The 16081-nt window shown below is 37.9% G+C and carries 18 protein-coding genes; 7 read left to right on the top strand and 11 right to left on the bottom strand.

The window, feature by feature from the left end; all coding sequences use genetic code 11:
* Positions 1-61: 61 nt before the first annotated feature.
* The 3 genes from QZ738_RS15250 to glmM form a co-directional block, all read right to left on the bottom strand.
* Positions 62-265, bottom strand: a complete 204-nt coding sequence (locus QZ738_RS15250) for a hypothetical protein (RefSeq protein WP_293788596.1) — start codon at positions 263-265, stop codon at positions 62-64.
* Between the two features lie 1036 nt (positions 266-1301).
* Positions 1302-2450 (bottom strand): cysteine desulfurase family protein, encoded by a 1149-nt coding sequence (locus QZ738_RS15245; RefSeq protein WP_293788595.1) that lies wholly within the window; start codon positions 2448-2450, stop codon positions 1302-1304.
* Positions 2451-2580: 130 nt separating this feature from the next.
* The gene (gene glmM, locus QZ738_RS15240) at positions 2581-3966 is read right to left on the bottom strand and encodes a phosphoglucosamine mutase (protein WP_293788594.1); all 1386 of its coding nucleotides are present in this window, start codon (positions 3964-3966) and stop codon (positions 2581-2583) included.
* Positions 3967-4311: 345 nt separating this feature from the next.
* Here glmM and QZ738_RS15235 point away from each other — a divergent pair, with 345 nt between their 5' ends.
* The 6 genes from QZ738_RS15235 to QZ738_RS15210 all read left to right on the top strand — a co-directional run bounded on the left by QZ738_RS15235 (position 4312) and on the right by QZ738_RS15210 (position 7747).
* The gene (locus QZ738_RS15235; protein ID WP_293788593.1) at positions 4312-5043 is read left to right on the top strand and encodes a class I SAM-dependent methyltransferase; all 732 of its coding nucleotides are present in this window, start codon (positions 4312-4314) and stop codon (positions 5041-5043) included.
* Entirely contained in the window at positions 5040-5603 is a 564-nt protein-coding gene (locus QZ738_RS15230; protein ID WP_293788592.1) for a phosphatase PAP2 family protein, read from the top strand. The genes QZ738_RS15235 and QZ738_RS15230 overlap by 4 nt, the downstream gene beginning before the upstream one ends.
* Before the next feature lie 3 nt (positions 5604-5606).
* Positions 5607-6323 (top strand): ZIP family metal transporter, encoded by a 717-nt coding sequence (locus QZ738_RS15225; protein WP_293788591.1) that lies wholly within the window; start codon positions 5607-5609, stop codon positions 6321-6323.
* Between the two features lie 156 nt (positions 6324-6479).
* Positions 6480-7085 carry a Uma2 family endonuclease gene (locus QZ738_RS15220; protein ID WP_293788590.1) on the top strand — a complete coding sequence of 202 codons (606 nt, stop codon included), beginning with the start codon at positions 6480-6482 and terminating at the stop codon, positions 7083-7085.
* A gap of 68 nt (positions 7086-7153) precedes the next feature.
* Complete coding sequence (locus QZ738_RS15215) at positions 7154-7294, top strand: hypothetical protein (RefSeq protein ID WP_293788589.1); 141 nt, start codon at positions 7154-7156, stop codon at positions 7292-7294.
* A gap of 15 nt (positions 7295-7309) precedes the next feature.
* The gene (locus QZ738_RS15210; protein ID WP_293788612.1) at positions 7310-7747 is read left to right on the top strand and encodes a Uma2 family endonuclease; all 438 of its coding nucleotides are present in this window, start codon (positions 7310-7312) and stop codon (positions 7745-7747) included.
* A gap of 28 nt (positions 7748-7775) precedes the next feature.
* Here the strand turns inward: QZ738_RS15210 and QZ738_RS15205 are convergent, their stop codons facing one another.
* The 8 genes from QZ738_RS15205 to QZ738_RS15170 all read right to left on the bottom strand — a co-directional run bounded on the left by QZ738_RS15205 (position 7776) and on the right by QZ738_RS15170 (position 13669).
* Entirely contained in the window at positions 7776-7964 is a 189-nt protein-coding gene (locus QZ738_RS15205) for a DUF5522 domain-containing protein (protein WP_293788588.1), read from the bottom strand.
* 95 nt (positions 7965-8059) lie between these two features.
* Positions 8060-9001 (bottom strand): exonuclease, encoded by a 942-nt coding sequence (locus tag QZ738_RS15200; protein ID WP_293788587.1) that lies wholly within the window; start codon positions 8999-9001, stop codon positions 8060-8062.
* 44 nt (positions 9002-9045) lie between these two features.
* On the bottom strand, positions 9046-9663 hold the full coding sequence (coaE, locus tag QZ738_RS15195) for a dephospho-CoA kinase (protein ID WP_293788586.1): 618 nt from the start codon (positions 9661-9663) through the stop codon (positions 9046-9048).
* Positions 9663-10610 (bottom strand): YbbR-like domain-containing protein, encoded by a 948-nt coding sequence (locus QZ738_RS15190; RefSeq protein ID WP_293788585.1) that lies wholly within the window; start codon positions 10608-10610, stop codon positions 9663-9665. Before QZ738_RS15190 ends, coaE begins: the two co-directional genes overlap by 1 nt.
* Positions 10611-10731: 121 nt before the next feature.
* Complete coding sequence (gene yajC, locus QZ738_RS15185) at positions 10732-11052, bottom strand: preprotein translocase subunit YajC (RefSeq protein ID WP_293788584.1); 321 nt, start codon at positions 11050-11052, stop codon at positions 10732-10734.
* Positions 11053-11119: 67 nt separating this feature from the next.
* The gene (locus QZ738_RS15180; protein WP_293788583.1) at positions 11120-11578 is read right to left on the bottom strand and encodes a DUF1573 domain-containing protein; all 459 of its coding nucleotides are present in this window, start codon (positions 11576-11578) and stop codon (positions 11120-11122) included.
* A 2-nt stretch (positions 11579-11580) separates the two neighbouring features.
* A complete protein-coding gene (gene nusB, locus QZ738_RS15175) occupies positions 11581-12531 on the bottom strand; it encodes a transcription antitermination factor NusB (RefSeq protein ID WP_293788582.1) in 951 nt (316 codons plus the stop codon).
* A 49-nt stretch (positions 12532-12580) separates the two neighbouring features.
* A complete protein-coding gene (locus QZ738_RS15170) occupies positions 12581-13669 on the bottom strand; it encodes a Glu/Leu/Phe/Val dehydrogenase (protein ID WP_293788581.1) in 1089 nt (362 codons plus the stop codon).
* Between the two features lie 552 nt (positions 13670-14221).
* Here QZ738_RS15170 and QZ738_RS15165 point away from each other — a divergent pair.
* Positions 14222-16012, top strand: a complete 1791-nt coding sequence (locus QZ738_RS15165) for an ABC transporter ATP-binding protein (RefSeq protein WP_293788580.1) — start codon at positions 14222-14224, stop codon at positions 16010-16012.
* The last annotated feature ends 69 nt before the right edge of the window (positions 16013-16081 follow it).

Raw genomic sequence — 16081 nt, 5'->3', positions numbered from 1 at the left:
AAAAAACCACAGCAGATGCCGTGGTTTAAATTTAATGATTTCGATGTTGAAATAACAAAAATTATATCCCCGCACCAGGCGTTGTACCAGGCTCATGACCCGGTCCGAAAGAATTATTCTTACGATCTTTGTCTTTGTTGAACAGGTTGGTAGTTACTTTGGATGATTTGTTTTCATCTAAAGTTCTATCTTCTTTAATATCTTCTGCGGTTTTATCCAGTAAATCGTTCTCAACAGCTTTACCTTGTTCTTTATTCGTTTCCATAGTAATTGTAAATTGATTTAATATAGGAACAAGCGAAAAATAAGATTGTTTTTAATAGTTGTTTTTGGAATGGATTTTAGCTATCCAAACACTATTTAGCCCACCGTTTGCAATGTTGAGTAGCTCACCAAATACGATCAATGTTACGTTTAGTGAGCCAACAACCAGTAAAATGGAAAGGACGAATGGCCTTAAAACATCGGCCCAGGTAATTTCCCTGATTCATGAATATCCCCGAAAGAATGAAACCTCCTTTTGTGGATTTTATTGAAATGATTTGAAGATTCAAAAGAAAATGGATTGAAGATAAACCTGTAAATGTGTTTTCTTTCTTCATTTAATTTTCGGTCCATTTTTGCGTTTTCCAGATTTTGCATGTTGTGATTCGTTTCCATGTTGATATAAATTATTGAAAACCTGGCGGCTTTCAGGGTTAACAATTTTAATTATATTAAAAAGCTATTTTAAAATTTGCTTAACCTTATACCATGAGGATTTGATAAGGTTTCGTTCTGGAACAACAGGTAAATGGCACGAATTGCCTTAAGTTTGATTAAATATAAGTTTATTTTTTGAACTCTGCAAGTTATTCTTTGTATTGGGAGGTATCGAAATGCAGTTTTCCTAAATCTTTTTTTGGAAAGCAAAGGCAGTACTACTTAGCCCTATGCAGTCCTGCTCTCCACTTTACCACGCTGCGCTTCGTGTTCGTTCCGATCAGGTTTAGGCGGCGAGGCCGGTAATCCTATCTGGGGCCGCTGGGCGTAAAGAATTTGTCTATCAGAACAAATATCTCCTGCAACATACAGCCTTCAATAGCAGCAGCGACTTAACGGAGCTAAACCTGATTGAAGCGGATACCGGCACAGGCGCATAAGGCCTGCAGGCGCGCTCCTGAACGAACGGGCAGGTATGAGCGTAAAGCAGGACGAACATTAAAATGAAAAGCTGCATCTGCTTTTCTAAAGCATCATTAAATATTGTCCAAAAAAAAGTCCCGACTTACAACGGGACTTCCTATTTGGCTAATAATATTTTATGCTAAAGCATTCTGCTTCACTACCATTTTAACTTTTTCGATTACGTAATCCAAATCTTCTTTAGTAGTGTATTTACTAAACGAAAAACGTACCGAAGGACGGTTTGGATCGGCCTTGATACCGTTTAACACGTGTGACCCAATGTTTGAACCTGATGAACAGGCACTGCCGCCGGAAGCACAGATTCCGTTAATATCCAAATTGAACAATAACATATCAGCCATGTCCATCTCTGGGAAAGAAACGTTCAGCACCGTGTAAAGACTTTTATCGGCATCCGTTTCACCATTAAAAGCAATTCCGGGAATTTCAGCAACAAGCTGCGTTTTCAGATAATCTTTCAGTCCCTGGATATATGATTGATGCTGATCCATTTCTGCATAAGCAATTTCCAGGGCCTTTGCCAGGCCCACAATTCCATATACATTTTCGGTACCGCCACGCATATTACGCTCTTGTGCGCCACCATAAATCATAGGTGGAATTTTAATATTGCTGTTTACATATAAAAAGCCAACGCCTTTAGGTCCGTGAAGCTTATGCGCAGCACAAACAATAAAATGCGCTTTAAGTTCGCGTACATTATGTGGGTAGTGACCCATGGTCTGCACGGTATCGGCATGGTAAATGGCATTGTATTTCTCGCAGATATCGCCCACCTTTACCATATCGGTCAGTGTACCCAGCTCATTGTTGGCATGCATCAAAGAAACGAAAGTGCGTCCGTTTTTCTGAAGCAGTTCTTCTAAGTGGTTATAATCGATATTTCCTTTTTCATCGATATTAACGAAACTTAACTTATCAATCTCACTATTTTTAAGCATCGTATTTAAAGTATGCTCAACAGCATGGTGCTCTATTTTTGAAGTGATGGCATGTTTAATGCCATAGGCTGAAATGCCACAACGGATAGCAGTATTATCAGCCTCAGTGCCACCTGAGGTAAAAAATATTTCAGATGGAGAGGCATTTAACAGACCGGCAACGGTTTTACGGGCTTTCTCTACCAGCGTTCTCACCTCGCGGCCAAGTGCATGAATGGCAGATGGATTACCAAAATAGTTTTCCATCACGTTTGTCATTTCTGCAATTACTGCTGCATCTAAAGGCGTGGTGGCCGCATTATCTAAATAGACCCTTTTCATTTCTATGAATATTTTAAAGTTAGTGTTGCAAAGTTGCCTATTTAGGGCCGCTCTGCTTTAAATGTCCGGGATTTAATCATCTTGTTAAATCCTGAACAGGTATGTTTAATCCTAAAATCTGTTTTAGAGATTATAGGTGTAATATTTCTTTAATATCAGAAATAATTTTGTTTGCCAGATTTTCGGCAATGGTTTCATTTTCTGCCTCGCTGTAAATCCTGATGATCGGTTCAGTGTTGGAGCGGCGCAAATGTACCCAAGTTTTATCAAATTCTATCTTTAAACCATCAATTGTGCTGTATGGCTGATTTTTATATTTCTCTTCTACCTGCTTCAATAAATGATCGATATCCATTTCCGGCGTAAGGGTGATCTTATTTTTAGAGATATGATATTGAGGGTAGCTGGCCCGAAGTACAGAAATAGATTTACCAAATTTGGCTAAATGTGTTAAAAATAAGGCAATCCCCACCAAGGCATCTCTACCATAGTGCGATTCAGGATAAATGATCCCTCCGTTTCCTTCCCCACCAATAATGGCTTCGACAGCTTTCATTTTGTTAACAACGTTTACCTCCCCCACTGCTGAAGCATGATAAGCTGCTCCATACTTTTCTGTTACATCGCGTAAAGCACGTGTTGATGATAGGTTCGAAACGGTATTTCCCGGTGTATTTTTCAATACATAATCCGCTACTGCTACCAAAGTATACTCCTCGCCAAACATGCTGCCATCTTCATTTACGAAACATAAACGATCAACATCAGGATCTACTACAATACCTAAATCAGCTTGCTGTTTCTGAACTTCTTTCGATATTTCAGTTAAATTTTCTGGCAGTGGCTCAGGGTTGTGTGGAAAGTGCCCGTCTGGTGTGCAATATATTTCTACCACCTTGCTCACGCCCAAGGCTTTTAGTAAGGCCGGAACAAAAATACCGCCAGTAGAATTTACACCATCGATTACCACTTTAAAATCAGCTTTTTTAATCGCTTCAACATCAACTAATGGTAAGGCCAAAACTTTATCGATGTGTTTTTGCACATAAGTATCGTTTTTGATTACTTTACCTAATTTATCTACCTCGGCAAAATCGAAATCAGCACTTTCAGCTAAATCTAAAACTTCCTTTCCGTCGGTATCACTAATAAACTCTCCACTGGCGTTTAACAATTTTAAGGCATTCCATTGCTTGGGGTTATGGCTTGCGGTCAAAATAATTCCACCTCCTGCATTTTCATCAGGAACGGCGATTTCTACAGTTGGTGTAGTGGATAAGCCTAAATCGACTACTTCAATACCTAAACCCTGTAGCGTTCCGATGACCAGGTTGTTCACCATCTCGCCAGAGATCCGAGCATCGCGCCCCAAAACTATTCTTTTATTGCCTGTTTTGTTTATCACCCAGCTACCAAAAGCCGCTGTAAATTTTACAATATCAAATGGAGTTAAGCCGTCTCCAGCCCTTCCGCCAATGGTTCCCCGTATTCCTGAAATCGATTTTATTAAAGTCACTTCTTACAATTTATTAGAGGCTTCAAAAATAAGAAAAAAAACAAGATAGCTGTTATTTAAACCTGGCTGATGACTTTAATTTACATTGTATTTATATCTACCAGTACGATCAATTCTATAGTGCATTTGCAGTGCTGAGTTATACGTTAAGGCAAATTTGTTTTTAATTAAATTGAGCAGTATTTTGGGTTGATTTTTCAGCTTTATGTGGGGAGCTGATTTAGATGATACAAAAAATCAATCCATAATATTCTTGCAACATTATTGCATAAAAGAATATTCTACCTTTACTACCGGTTGTAAAACCTTATATTTGCAACTTTTTAAGATACAAACAGCTTTTATATGCAGCTCAAGTGGTTTCAATATTGGTTCAATTCGCCATACTATCATATTCTTTACCAACAAAGAAATGATGCTGAAGCTGAATTTTTTATCGATAAGCTTACCGCTTTTTTAAACCCTGAAGCTGATGCTAAAATGCTTGATATTGCCTGTGGGAAAGGCAGGCATTCTATTTACCTGAATAAAAAAGGCTTTGATGTTACGGGCATAGATTTATCTGAACAAAGCATCAAATACGCAAAGCAATTTGAAAACAGCAAATTACACTTCCTTGTTCATGATATGCGAAGGCTGTTTTACATCAATTATTTTGATGTGGCTTTAAACCTGTTTACCAGTTTTGGTTATTTCGACACTGAAAAAGACCATATCAATGCGCTTAAAACTTTCTGTAAATGTTTAACTGCTGAGGGTATTTTGGTACTGGATTATTTCAATACCGGAAAGATCATCAGGAATTTAAATTTATGCGAGACCAAATCATTGGATGGCATCACTTTTCACATCACCAAAAATGTTACTGACGGCAAAATCATCAAAAAGATCAATTTTGAAGATAAGCAAAAGGTATATCACTTTGAAGAGCAGGTTCAGGCCTTTAGTTTTGAAGATTTTGAACGCATGTTGGGTAAAGCAGGCATGGTTATCGAAAAAACCTTTGGTGATTATGACTTAGCTGATTTTGACGGAAATAGTTCAGACCGGTTAATTTTAATCTGTAAAAAAGCATGATAGAAAGCTTACAGCAATTTGATGTAGAATTGTTTTTGAGAATCCACCGCGGACTTTCAAACAGCTTTTTTGATTGGCTAATGCCGTTGATGCGCAACCGTTTCTTTTGGTCGCCGCTTTACCTGTTTATCATCATTTTTTGCATCAGGCAGTATAAAAAACAGGGGTATTATATCATTGGCATGGTGCTGTTCACCTTCGCTTTGGGCGACTTAATTGCTTCAAGGCTTATAAAACCCTGGGTATCGCGTGTGAGGCCCTGCAATGATTTAAGTTTGGCGAATGATATCATCCACCGCGTACCCTGTGGGAGCGGTTTAAGTTTTCCGTCGGCACACGCTACCAATCATTTTGCGATAGCTGTTTTTTTAATCTGCATTTTTTACAGCAGATGGAAACCCATTTTACCTATCGGCATATTCTGGGCATTCATTATCAGTTTTGCACAGGTGTATGTTGGCGTTCATTTCCCTGTTGATGTCGCCACTGGTGCCTTGTTAGGCATAACCATAGGCATAATCTGTTCGAGAATATTTAAAAAATTACAACCTGATTTTTGACCTATGGAAATCTGGAAACTTTGCGTACTCTTTTTCTGTGCCTTTTTTGGCGGAACCGCTATCTTTTTGGTTAAAAGCGATAAATCCAAATTACTTAAACTGATTTTATCTTTCAGCGGGGCCTATTTGTTTGCCATAACGGTATTACACTTAATTCCGGATGCCTACAGCGGGCCGGACAAATGGCAGATTGGTATTTTTATCCTGATCGGCTTCTTGTTACAAATTTTCTTAGAGCAGTTTTCAGAAGGTGTAGAGCATGGCCACATTCATAAACATCATGATGGGCATGTATTTCCGTTCGGGGTGATGATCAGCTTATGTTTACATGCTTTTTTGGAGGGTATGCCGCTGGCTAAAGAACAGCATAACGAATTGATTTTTGGCATTTCGTTACACCACATTCCCGCTGCCTTTGCGTTGGCCAGTATTTTGCTGCAGAATCATTTCAAAAAAAGCAGCATTATATTTTATCTCGTTGTGTTTGCCATTATGGCTCCATTTGGCTTTTATGTAAGCGTTGGTTTAAGTAACGGCACTATTGGAGGTATTGATGCTTATTTTAACAAAATTATGGGCATTGTAATTGGTATTTTCCTCCATATTTCCACCACTATATTGTTCGAATCAAGTGCCGACCATAAAATCAATACACGTAAAATGATAGCTGTTTTGTTAGGGATTGGCGTAGCATTGATCGGTTTTTTTGCCGGACACTAATTCAGTTTAACAGTTTTCAGTCGGCAGTTTCCGTTGGCGGTTAGCAGTTTCAGTTAACCAATTAAACATTTCAAACCATTCACCTAATAGCCGTTTTTAAACGTTTAAATCGTTTATATTTTTGACCTTTATGAAAAAACATCCGTAAATTTAAATATGGATGAAATTGTAAATGAACCTGCTGTAGCCTACCAAAAAAGGCATTATACTATTGAAGAATACCTGGAGATGGAAAAAACATCAACAGTAAAACATGAGTATTATCAGGGAGAAATCTTTGCCATGTCTGGTGCAACCTTTAACCATAATCTCATATTTTCAAATGTTTTCGGTCAGCTTTTCTTTAAATTGAAAGGTTCTAAATGCATTCCTTTTGGAAGTGATATGCGAATGAATATCCCTGGAAATACATTATTTACTTATCCAGATATTTCTATATACTGTAATGGTTTAATGCATAGTGATTTTGATGAAGATACTTCCATTTTACCAACGGTGATTGTTGAGATCCTTTCCCCTTCCACCAAAAATTACGATAGGAATAAAAAATTTAACCTGTATAAAGATATTCCGTCTTTAAAAGAATACATTATGATTGATTCGGAATCTATTGATGTACAATCATACCATATTAATGAAGAAAGAAACTGGCTGTTGACAGAATACAAAGCGATTACTGATACTTTAATCTTTGTTTCAATGGGGTTTGATATGGCAATAAGCGATATTTATAACCATATCTTATTTAATGATAGAATTTGATTCGGTTTTCAAGTTCCATTGGGAAACTTAAACCATTAACCTTTCTTACCGATTTAGTAAATTATCATATGGATGAAATTGTAAATGAACCTGCTGTAGCCTATCAACAAAGGCATTATACTATCGAGGAATACCTGGAGATGGAAAAAGCATCGACCTGGAAACATGAATATTACCAGGGGGAGATATTTGCCATGTCTGGCGCCTGAGAGAATCATAATGAAATTTTCAGTAATGTTTTTTTGGAAATAGGCAATAAGTTAAAGGGTAAGCCATGCAGACCTTATGGAAGTGATAAACGAATGAATATACCGGAGAATACATTATTTACCTATCCGGATATTTCCATTTATTGCAATGGCGTAATACATAGCGAGTTTGATGAAGATACCTCTATTTTGCCAAGTGTGATTATTGAAATCCTCTCACCTTCAACTAAGAATTACGACAGAAATAAAAAGTTTAAGCTGTATAAAGATATTCCATCTTTAAAAGAGTACATCATGATTGATTCGGAATGTGTTTTTGTACAGTCCTATCACATTAATGAAGAAAAAAAATGGCTGTTAAGAGGATACAAAGAGATTTCTGATACGCTGACCCTTGTTTCAATGGGATTTGATATCGCACTAAGCGACATCTACTATTATGTCCGTTTTTGACATTGATAACAGAAGGACAAACTGCTGATTACAATCCGCTAACTGCAACTGAAAACTGCAAACTGTAAACTGCTTTACTTTTTCTCTTTTTTTTTCCATAACCCCAGGGACAGTGTTTGCACTTATTTTTACAGCAATAACCACGTTTTAAATGGTAGGTTTCAGTAAAGACCATTAATCCATCTTCATTGAAATAAAAATCTTCCCCTTCTTTCATAGCCACTATTGAATGCTTGAATGTTCATCTGTATCTAAAGATTCTGAAACACCCGTCCGACTGGCCGGGCGGAAGTTCAGAATGACGAAAACTGATTAATTTAATATTTTAACTTCCAGTCTATCTTTAAAATAATTTTTTAACTGTTTACCATCACCGTGCAAAGTCCAAACCTGACTGGGTTTAACTTTCTCGATGGTTTCCAAAATCGCACCCCAATCAGCATGATCAGAAATATAAAGTGAAATCCCGTTTCGCTGCTGCAGGTTCTTCCATCCGGAAGCAAAGGCACGTACTACATTAATGGCCTTGTGGTAACTATGAAATACCATTGGCGGCACGATGTAAACCTGATGTTCTTGGTTGTTCTTCATCACCTTTCTATCATACATTTTGTAATTTCCTATTTTCACGCCAAAATCTTCATATATTTTAACAAATGGCATTATACTATGGTGAACCATAATATTTTTTGTAGGGCAATGCTGGTTGAGCAATTGGATGATCCGCTGGCTTTTACCCAATGCATAAGCACCAAGCATAATGTTCGCAGTGGTACCGTTTAGTTTTTTGATTTCTGCTATGGCAGAAGGGTGTTTGGTTTCCGGATTGGCAAAAGTGCTTTCTGTAATCAAAACATCGGCTTCCACAAACTCAAAAGGTACACAAGTGCCATCAGGATCAATCTTATAATCGCCGGTATAAAGATATTTTGTCCCTTTGTATTCCATCAGTACTTGGGCAGATCCTAAAATATGTCCGGCAGAATAAAAAGTTATGGAAACCTCTTTTATTTTAAAAGATTCATGATAACTTTTGGTAAAAAAATCAGCCGCCGCAAATTTACGGTACCGGTGTTTCATAAAAGTTGCCGTAGCAGCGGTGCAATATACGTTCTGGCTCCCACCGATAGCATGATCTCCATGGGCATGCGAAACCACCGCTTCTTTAACCGGCTGCTGTGGATCAAGATAAAAATCGCCGTAAATACAATATAAACCCATCGGGGTAACGGCAATAAAATCTGCTAAAATCATACTGGAATGAGACAATTTAAGGATAATATGATTGGAGTAGAGCGTTATTCATTGGTAAGCTTAAGGACTTCTGCAGCCTTCAAAAATTGCTGATGCAAGCTTAATACCTGCCCGATGATAGATTGTTGCTCATCATTTACAATAAAATGATTGGCCAGTTTAGATTTCTCTTCGTCATTAAGCTGTTTGTCCATACGCGCTTTAACCTGTTCCGCTGAAACACCGTCGCGTTTCATCACCCTTGCCAGTTTAATTTCATATGGTGCAGTAACCAGAATAGTCGTATCACACATCTTGTAAGAACTACTTTCAAAAAGAAGGGCGGCTTCTTTAATTGTATAAGGTACATTTTCAGGTATGGTTTCTTCCCAGGCATCAAAAGCCCGAAATACTGCCGGATGAACCAACGCATTTAATTTTGCCAGTGCCTCCTCGTCATTAAAAACAATGCCTGCAATATATTTATTGTTCAGTTTCCCATCATCAAAATAACTTTCTTTGCCGAAAGCAGATTTGATTCCCGCTACCAACAAAACATCTTTATGCATGATTTCCTTGGCAACAATATCAGCGTAAAACACCGGAATTCCCAATACCTCAAAAACCTTGCAGGCTGTTGTTTTGCCGCTGCCAATACCACCTGTTATGCCTACTTTATACATTATTTATCTACAATAAAATCTATTTTGGAAGGTTTTACGCTAACCAGTTTACAATAATCCGGAAATTCGGTTATCTTGACCGTAAACTGATGATGCCCTAAATTTTGCCATTCATCCACATCAATGGTTGCGGTAATAAAACTTTCATCTACCTGATCATAATTGCTCAAAGCGACTAAAAAAGTAACCTTAACTTTTTTGGGATAAAGTTTAATGCTGTTGTAATTGCGGTTATTGGTGATTTTTAAGGGTATCTCGATGGTTTTTTCCGTAAATTCATCTACAGGAAGTTTAACTTCAACGGATGATGGGTAAATGCTTACATTTTTGTGGATGCTGTGCTGTAAAGCTACTCTGGTAACAATACTGCTCTGTATTTTATTCTGTTTGAGGGTGTCAGTTGGCCAAAATGTAATTTTTGAAAGCTCCTCTAAAGGACCGGCAACTTTTACATACTTGGGATTGAGGATCACATCGCCTGACCGTCCATATTGTTTTGCAAAACCCAATTTATCAATCAATTTTACCGGAACTTTTTTGACTATCCTTTTGGTAAAATCAAAATAAAGGGTATCGGGTTTAACCGAAATTACCTTTTGCGTACTTTCCAACTGCCTGTTGATATTAAAAAGCTGATCGGAAAAGACGATAAAGTCTTTAGTATTGAGCTGACTCAGGCTAACCGAAACAGAAGGGGGATTAATTCTTAAACGGGCAAAAAGCAGCTGCCAACCCGTCCCTTCTACCTGTAAATCTATCGTATCAGACTGTAAAGGATAAAATGCTCTTTTAGTGGGACTATTTTTAAAAACCAATACCGTTTTGGCTACGTAAACATACTTGTTATTTAATGCCATAAAAAGCCATGCTGCCACAGCCAGCAGAAGGCAGGCCAACAAGCTAAAAACACGTCTTTTTTCAATCTTCGTTAACGTAATGAAGGGCATAATAAATTAAATATGAACGGTAAGCCGGAAAAACATTTTTCGAAAATGCATTTAATCAAATGTAATAAAACAAAAACAGTCCCGAAAGTTTTCGGGACTGCACTTAAATTTTATTAATTTATTAAGCTTTCGGTGCAATCACCGCTTTAGTTGCATCTAAAGAAACAGCCGATTTATCGAAACGGATCTTTACGCCACCTTCAACCTCAATTAAAAAAGTGGTTTCGTTCATATCTGCGATGCGGCCGTGGATACCAGCGGTCGTAACGATTTTATCTCCTTTTTTTAATTCTTCAACCAGTTTTTTATGGTCTTTAGCTTTTTTAACTTGTGGACGGATCATGAAAAAGTAGAAAACTACCATGATCAATACCATTGGTACAACTGTAGATAGCATATTACTACCACCTGCTGCTGCATCTAAAATTAATGTTAATGTCATTTCTTATTGATTTGTTGTTTTGTGAATTCTGATGATTACGGACTATGCTATAAGCACAAGTACCGATTTATTTTTTTTCCAGCACCTCTCCTACCAAATGAACAGTACTTACCGCTGGATTTGCATTTGACGTTACCGTGATTACCTTATCTTGCATGCCCATTTTGCCTTCGCTATTAAAAACAACACTGATTACACCTTCTTTACCTGGCAAAATAGGCTCGCCTGGTACCTGCGGAATCGTGCAGCCACAGGTTGCTGTTGCATTAGAAACGATAAGCGGACTCTTACCCGTATTTTTAAACTTAAAATCGTGCTTCACTTTTTCGCCCTGCGTTAATTTTCCAAAATCGAAAATATCGCGTTCGAAAACGATAACAGGTGCATCTGCCGGGGCAACCTTAGCTGTTTTTGAGGTATCACTGCCAACGGAAACAGCTGAAGATGTTTCATTGGTTTGATTATTGGCATTTCGACATGCTACAAATGAAAGTGCAGCAATAGCCAGGATAAGTGTTCTTTTCATTTTTAATCTTCGATTAATCCGCGGCCGATCTTTTTAATGGTATTGTTTTTCTTCAGATCGCCTAAAATTTTGTCTAAAATACCGTTAATAAATGAATTACTTTTCGGTGTACTGTAATCTTTTGACAATTCCAGATATTCGTTAATGGTTACTTTAACCGGAATAGATGGAAAGTTTAACAATTCGCAAATGGCCATTTTCATTAAAATAGTATCCATTAAGGCAATACGTTCCGATTCCCAGTTTTTGGTGCGGTCAGCAATCATATCCTGGTATTTTGCATCATTCTGCAGGGTATGAACAAATAAATCCTGAACAAATTTGCTGTCTTCAACCCAATCGGCACTGATTTCGGTCAATTTATTTTTGAAGGGATCTTCGGACGTGAAGTTTTTTAAGGTTTTGGCCACCATACCTTTCATCACTTCGTGATCTACCTGCCAATTGATGAATTTCTCTTCAAAAACCTGGATAATGCCCTGATTTTTCAAGATGATTTTACGGAAAATGTATTTGATGATATCTTTTGAGGATTCTAAACTCTCGTTCGGATCAGCCAGATAATCGGCATATTCTTTTGACGCTTTTAAAGAGTTGTAAACGGTTTTACGGATTTCAGGATCAAAACCCCAATCAACCTTATATTTTTTTATTGCAGAAGCATACTCAGGGTTTTGCTGCAACAAAACGCTAAACTTATTGTGTAGCAATTTCATATTGGGATTTATATCCTCTGCTGTTTTAATAAACTTATTTGCGCGCTCTGCTGCGTCGTTAGCAGTAAATTCGGTAACCTCTACCATTAAAGATAACATCCAGATGTACATTTCGTACACGCTATCGATGCTTTGCATTAAAGTTTTTAAATCACCTTTAATGTCTTTTTTGTCTGCCATGTGCCAAGCAAAAATATTTTGCAAAGCTTTGATTCTTAAATGCCTTCTGTTTAACATGAATGTAAGAACGAGTGCGGTTATTTAAAACCTTTTTTAATAATTATGATTAATATGACGATTTAATTTTTTTAACATCTGCAATCCGTTTCTCGGCAATCCGGTTGGCAGCAATGTTTGTTGATATATTTTCTGTTTTGCTTAATTTAATCACACTGCGAGTGGCATCGTAAATATTCTCCGTAAGCTGTACGGTACGTTTTTTGCCGAAACCTGTTAATTCCGAATAGCAGGAAATTAAACCACCGGCATTGATCAGGTAATCAGGCGCAAATAAAATCCCTTTTTTCAAGAGTAATTCGCTGTCTAAAACCTCATCTTTTAATTGATTATTTGCTGAACCTGCAATAATGGCAAATTTCATTTTTTCGATGGTTTTGTTATTAACAGTAGCACCCATTGCACATGGCGCATAAACATCGGCATCGGTTGTAAAAATTTTATCTGCCTCGATCGGTTTTGCTTTATACTTCCGGGCAACATAAGTTAGTTGTTCCTGGTTAATGTCGCTGATCAACACTTCGGCATTTTCTTTTCTCAACAGCGCAACCAGGTGTTCGCCAACATTACCTATCCCTTGTACAACAATGGTTCTTCCGGCAAGCATATCTGTACCAAAAACCTCTTTAACACTCGCTTTAATACCTAAATAAACACCTTGCGCAGTAAAAGGAGCCGGATTGCCCGCGCCACCGATCGATTCAGGCACACCTGTAACATAATTGGTTTCCATACGGATATATTCCATATCGCGTGTATTGGTACCCATTTCTTCTGCGGTAATAAATTCGCCATTCAGGTTTTTGATAAACCTGCCATAGCTACGCATTAAAGTTTCGGTTTTGTCTTTTCTGGAATCGCCGATAATAACACCTTTTCCACCGCCCAGATTTAATCCCGTTATGGCTGCTTTGTAGGTCATTCCGCGCGACAACCGCAAGGCATCTTCCAATGCTTCGCCTTCGGTACTATAACTCCACATCCGTGTCCCCCCCAAAGCAGGCCCCAATGTGGTATCATGTATAGCAATAATTGCTTTTAAACCTGTATCTGGATCATTACAGAAAACCAATTTTTTATGCCCATAGGCACTTAACTGATCTAAAATTGATGAATCTGACGAAGAATTTGCTGGCATATTGAACGTACGGCTAACCTGCTGCAAAATTAAAATAAAAAACCATTATTACACGTATTTAAGAAAACTATGACAAAATTTATTCCTTATGCCTGCAATCCGATTCCCATCATCACTTTGTACGCAAAAGATCTGTAACCGAAGAAAAGATGCATCATTCCTGCGATTGGATTTTTTTTTTTACATGATCATTCCTGCGCAGCCTGTCGCACAGTTGCATCTGTAATTTAGATTGCCAGGACAATGACCATGCTGACTAAAATAAACTAATTTTTAAGTACAACAACAAACCGAAGGAGAAGTACCCGTATCAGATGGAAACACCTGAGACACCATGAAAAGATACTGATAGTAATGTAAAAACCAGGTCATTCAACCTGCTTACAATGAATAGCAGGGCTACAATGGCCCCGAAAGACAGGCCACACATTTCCAACAATCAGCCTGGCAACGACTGGCATTTGCGCTCATAATGTCATTAATTTTTAAAGCTCGATTTCAAATAGACAAATAAGTAGAATGAAATAACAAATTTATCTAAGTTTGTGCAACATGAAACATCTGAGCCGATTAAACAAATACTTCCTCAAATACAAATGGTGGATTATACCCGGAAGTATTTTTGTGGTGATTTCTAATATTTTTGGCGTGGTACCTGCACAGGTCATTGGCTACGCTGTTGACTTAATCGGCGAAAACATTCAGCTGTTTAATCTTTTTGCCGGTTTCGATCGTCAGGCTATTATTTACGATATATTTAGCAGCAACCTGTTATTTTTTGGATTGCTGGTTATTGCGCTTTATTTATTGCGGGGTCTGTTCCTGTTCTTTATGCGTCAAACCATTATATTGATGTCGCGGCATATAGAGTTCGATATGAAGAACGATATTTACCTACACTACCAGGAGCTGAGCCTAGGTTTTTACCGCCGGAATAATACCGGCGATTTAATGAACCGGGCGACAGAGGATGTAAACCGGGTAAGAATGTACGTTGGGCCGGCGATTATGTATACGATTAACACTTTTGTGTTATCTGTGCTCATTATATGGTCGATGTTTGATGTAAATTCCAAACTGGCTGTTTATTGTTTGTTGCCGCTACCTTTTCTGGTCGTAATTATCTATTATGTAAACACCCTGATATTTAAAAAAAGCGGAAAGATCCAGGAGCGGTTATCAAATCTTTCCAGCTTTGTACAAGAGCGTTTCTCGGGCATCAGGATTATTAAATCATATGTTCGTGAAGATTATACCCGGAATATGTTTGAAATCCAGAGCAATGATTATAAAAAAGACTCCATGAGCCTGGTTAAGGTATCGGCTTTATTTTATCCTACCATGCTGCTGTTAATTGGATTGAGTACGATTTTAACCATATATATAGGTGGGGTTCAGGTGATGAATGGCAGCATTACCGCAGGGAATATTGCCGAATTTATTATCTATATCAACCAGTTAACCTTTCCGGTGACCATGCTGGGCTGGGTTACTTCATTAATCCAGCGGGCTGCAGCTTCGCAGAAAAGAATAAATGAATTTTTAGACATCCCGTCAGACATCCAATCAACCGAAACTGCAGAGATTGAATTAAGCGGTAATATCAAATTTGATCAGGTGAGTTTTACCTATCCGGATACAGGCATTGAAGCTTTGAAGAATGTAAGTTTTGAAGTTAATAGTGGCGAATTTGTAGCCATTATCGGAAAAACGGGATCCGGAAAATCTACTTTGGCAAATCTGATCATGCGGATGTATGATGTGGAGGATGGTGCAATAACCATCGATGGGAAAAATATAAAAGCATTAAATCTTAAAGATTACCGCGGCCAGGTAGGCTTCGTACCTCAAGAAGTTTTTCTCTTTTCGGATACCATAAAAAACAATATAGCTTTTGGTTTAGACGAGGTTACGGATGAAGCGGTACATGCGGCGGCAAAAAATGCTTCGGTTTATAACAACATTATCGATTTCGACGAAAAATTTGAGACAATGCTGGGTGAGCGTGGAATTACCCTCTCGGGAGGGCAAAAACAACGCGTTTCTATCGCAAGAGCGTTGATTAAATCACCTAAGATTTTAATTTTCGATGATTGCCTTTCGGCTGTTGACACGAAAACAGAGGAAGAAATACTACAAAACCTGGGTAAGATCATGGCCGGAAAAACCAGTATTTTAATCGCCCATAGGATTTCGACCATTAAAAATGCAGACAAGATTCTGGTACTGGATAACGGCAAAATCATTGAACAAGGCACACACAATGAATTACTTAGGTTAAACGGGAGTTATACGGAGCTTTATAACAACCAACTTTTGGAGGAGGAAACGCGTACAATTTAAATTGTATTAAAATTGTATTTTGAACTTTAAATATTTGCTTTATATTTACCGAAACCAAAAACCAACATC

The organism is uncultured Pedobacter sp., from assembly GCF_913776295.1.
Classification (GTDB): Bacteria; Bacteroidota; Bacteroidia; order Sphingobacteriales; family Sphingobacteriaceae; genus Pedobacter.
This window is presented reverse-complemented; position numbering and strand designations above follow the sequence as displayed.

What these genes read in the sequence shown, in the direction of transcription:
- QZ738_RS15250 (WP_293788596.1), bottom strand. Translation starts at nt 265, where the DNA reads ATGGAAACGAATAAAGAACAAGGTAAAGCTGTTGAGAACGATTTACTG.
- QZ738_RS15245 (WP_293788595.1), bottom strand. Translation starts at nt 2,450, where the DNA reads ATGAAAAGGGTCTATTTAGATAATGCGGCCACCACGCCTTTAGATGCA.
- QZ738_RS15235 (WP_293788593.1), top strand. Translation starts at nt 4,312, where the DNA reads ATGCAGCTCAAGTGGTTTCAATATTGGTTCAATTCGCCATACTATCAT.
- QZ738_RS15230 (WP_293788592.1), top strand. Translation starts at nt 5,040, where the DNA reads ATGATAGAAAGCTTACAGCAATTTGATGTAGAATTGTTTTTGAGAATC.
- QZ738_RS15225 (WP_293788591.1), top strand. Translation starts at nt 5,607, where the DNA reads ATGGAAATCTGGAAACTTTGCGTACTCTTTTTCTGTGCCTTTTTTGGC.
- QZ738_RS15220 (WP_293788590.1), top strand. Translation starts at nt 6,480, where the DNA reads ATGGATGAAATTGTAAATGAACCTGCTGTAGCCTACCAAAAAAGGCAT.
- QZ738_RS15215 (WP_293788589.1), top strand. Translation starts at nt 7,154, where the DNA reads ATGGATGAAATTGTAAATGAACCTGCTGTAGCCTATCAACAAAGGCAT.
- QZ738_RS15205 (WP_293788588.1), bottom strand. Translation starts at nt 7,964, where the DNA reads ATGAAAGAAGGGGAAGATTTTTATTTCAATGAAGATGGATTAATGGTC.
- QZ738_RS15200 (WP_293788587.1), bottom strand. Translation starts at nt 9,001, where the DNA reads ATGATTTTAGCAGATTTTATTGCCGTTACCCCGATGGGTTTATATTGT.
- coaE (WP_293788586.1), bottom strand. Translation starts at nt 9,663, where the DNA reads ATGTATAAAGTAGGCATAACAGGTGGTATTGGCAGCGGCAAAACAACA.
- QZ738_RS15190 (WP_293788585.1), bottom strand. Translation starts at nt 10,610, where the DNA reads ATGCCCTTCATTACGTTAACGAAGATTGAAAAAAGACGTGTTTTTAGC.
- yajC (WP_293788584.1), bottom strand. Translation starts at nt 11,052, where the DNA reads ATGACATTAACATTAATTTTAGATGCAGCAGCAGGTGGTAGTAATATG.
- QZ738_RS15180 (WP_293788583.1), bottom strand. Translation starts at nt 11,578, where the DNA reads ATGAAAAGAACACTTATCCTGGCTATTGCTGCACTTTCATTTGTAGCA.
- nusB (WP_293788582.1), bottom strand. Translation starts at nt 12,531, where the DNA reads ATGTTAAACAGAAGGCATTTAAGAATCAAAGCTTTGCAAAATATTTTT.
- QZ738_RS15170 (WP_293788581.1), bottom strand. Translation starts at nt 13,669, where the DNA reads ATGCCAGCAAATTCTTCGTCAGATTCATCAATTTTAGATCAGTTAAGT.
- QZ738_RS15165 (WP_293788580.1), top strand. Translation starts at nt 14,222, where the DNA reads ATGAAACATCTGAGCCGATTAAACAAATACTTCCTCAAATACAAATGG.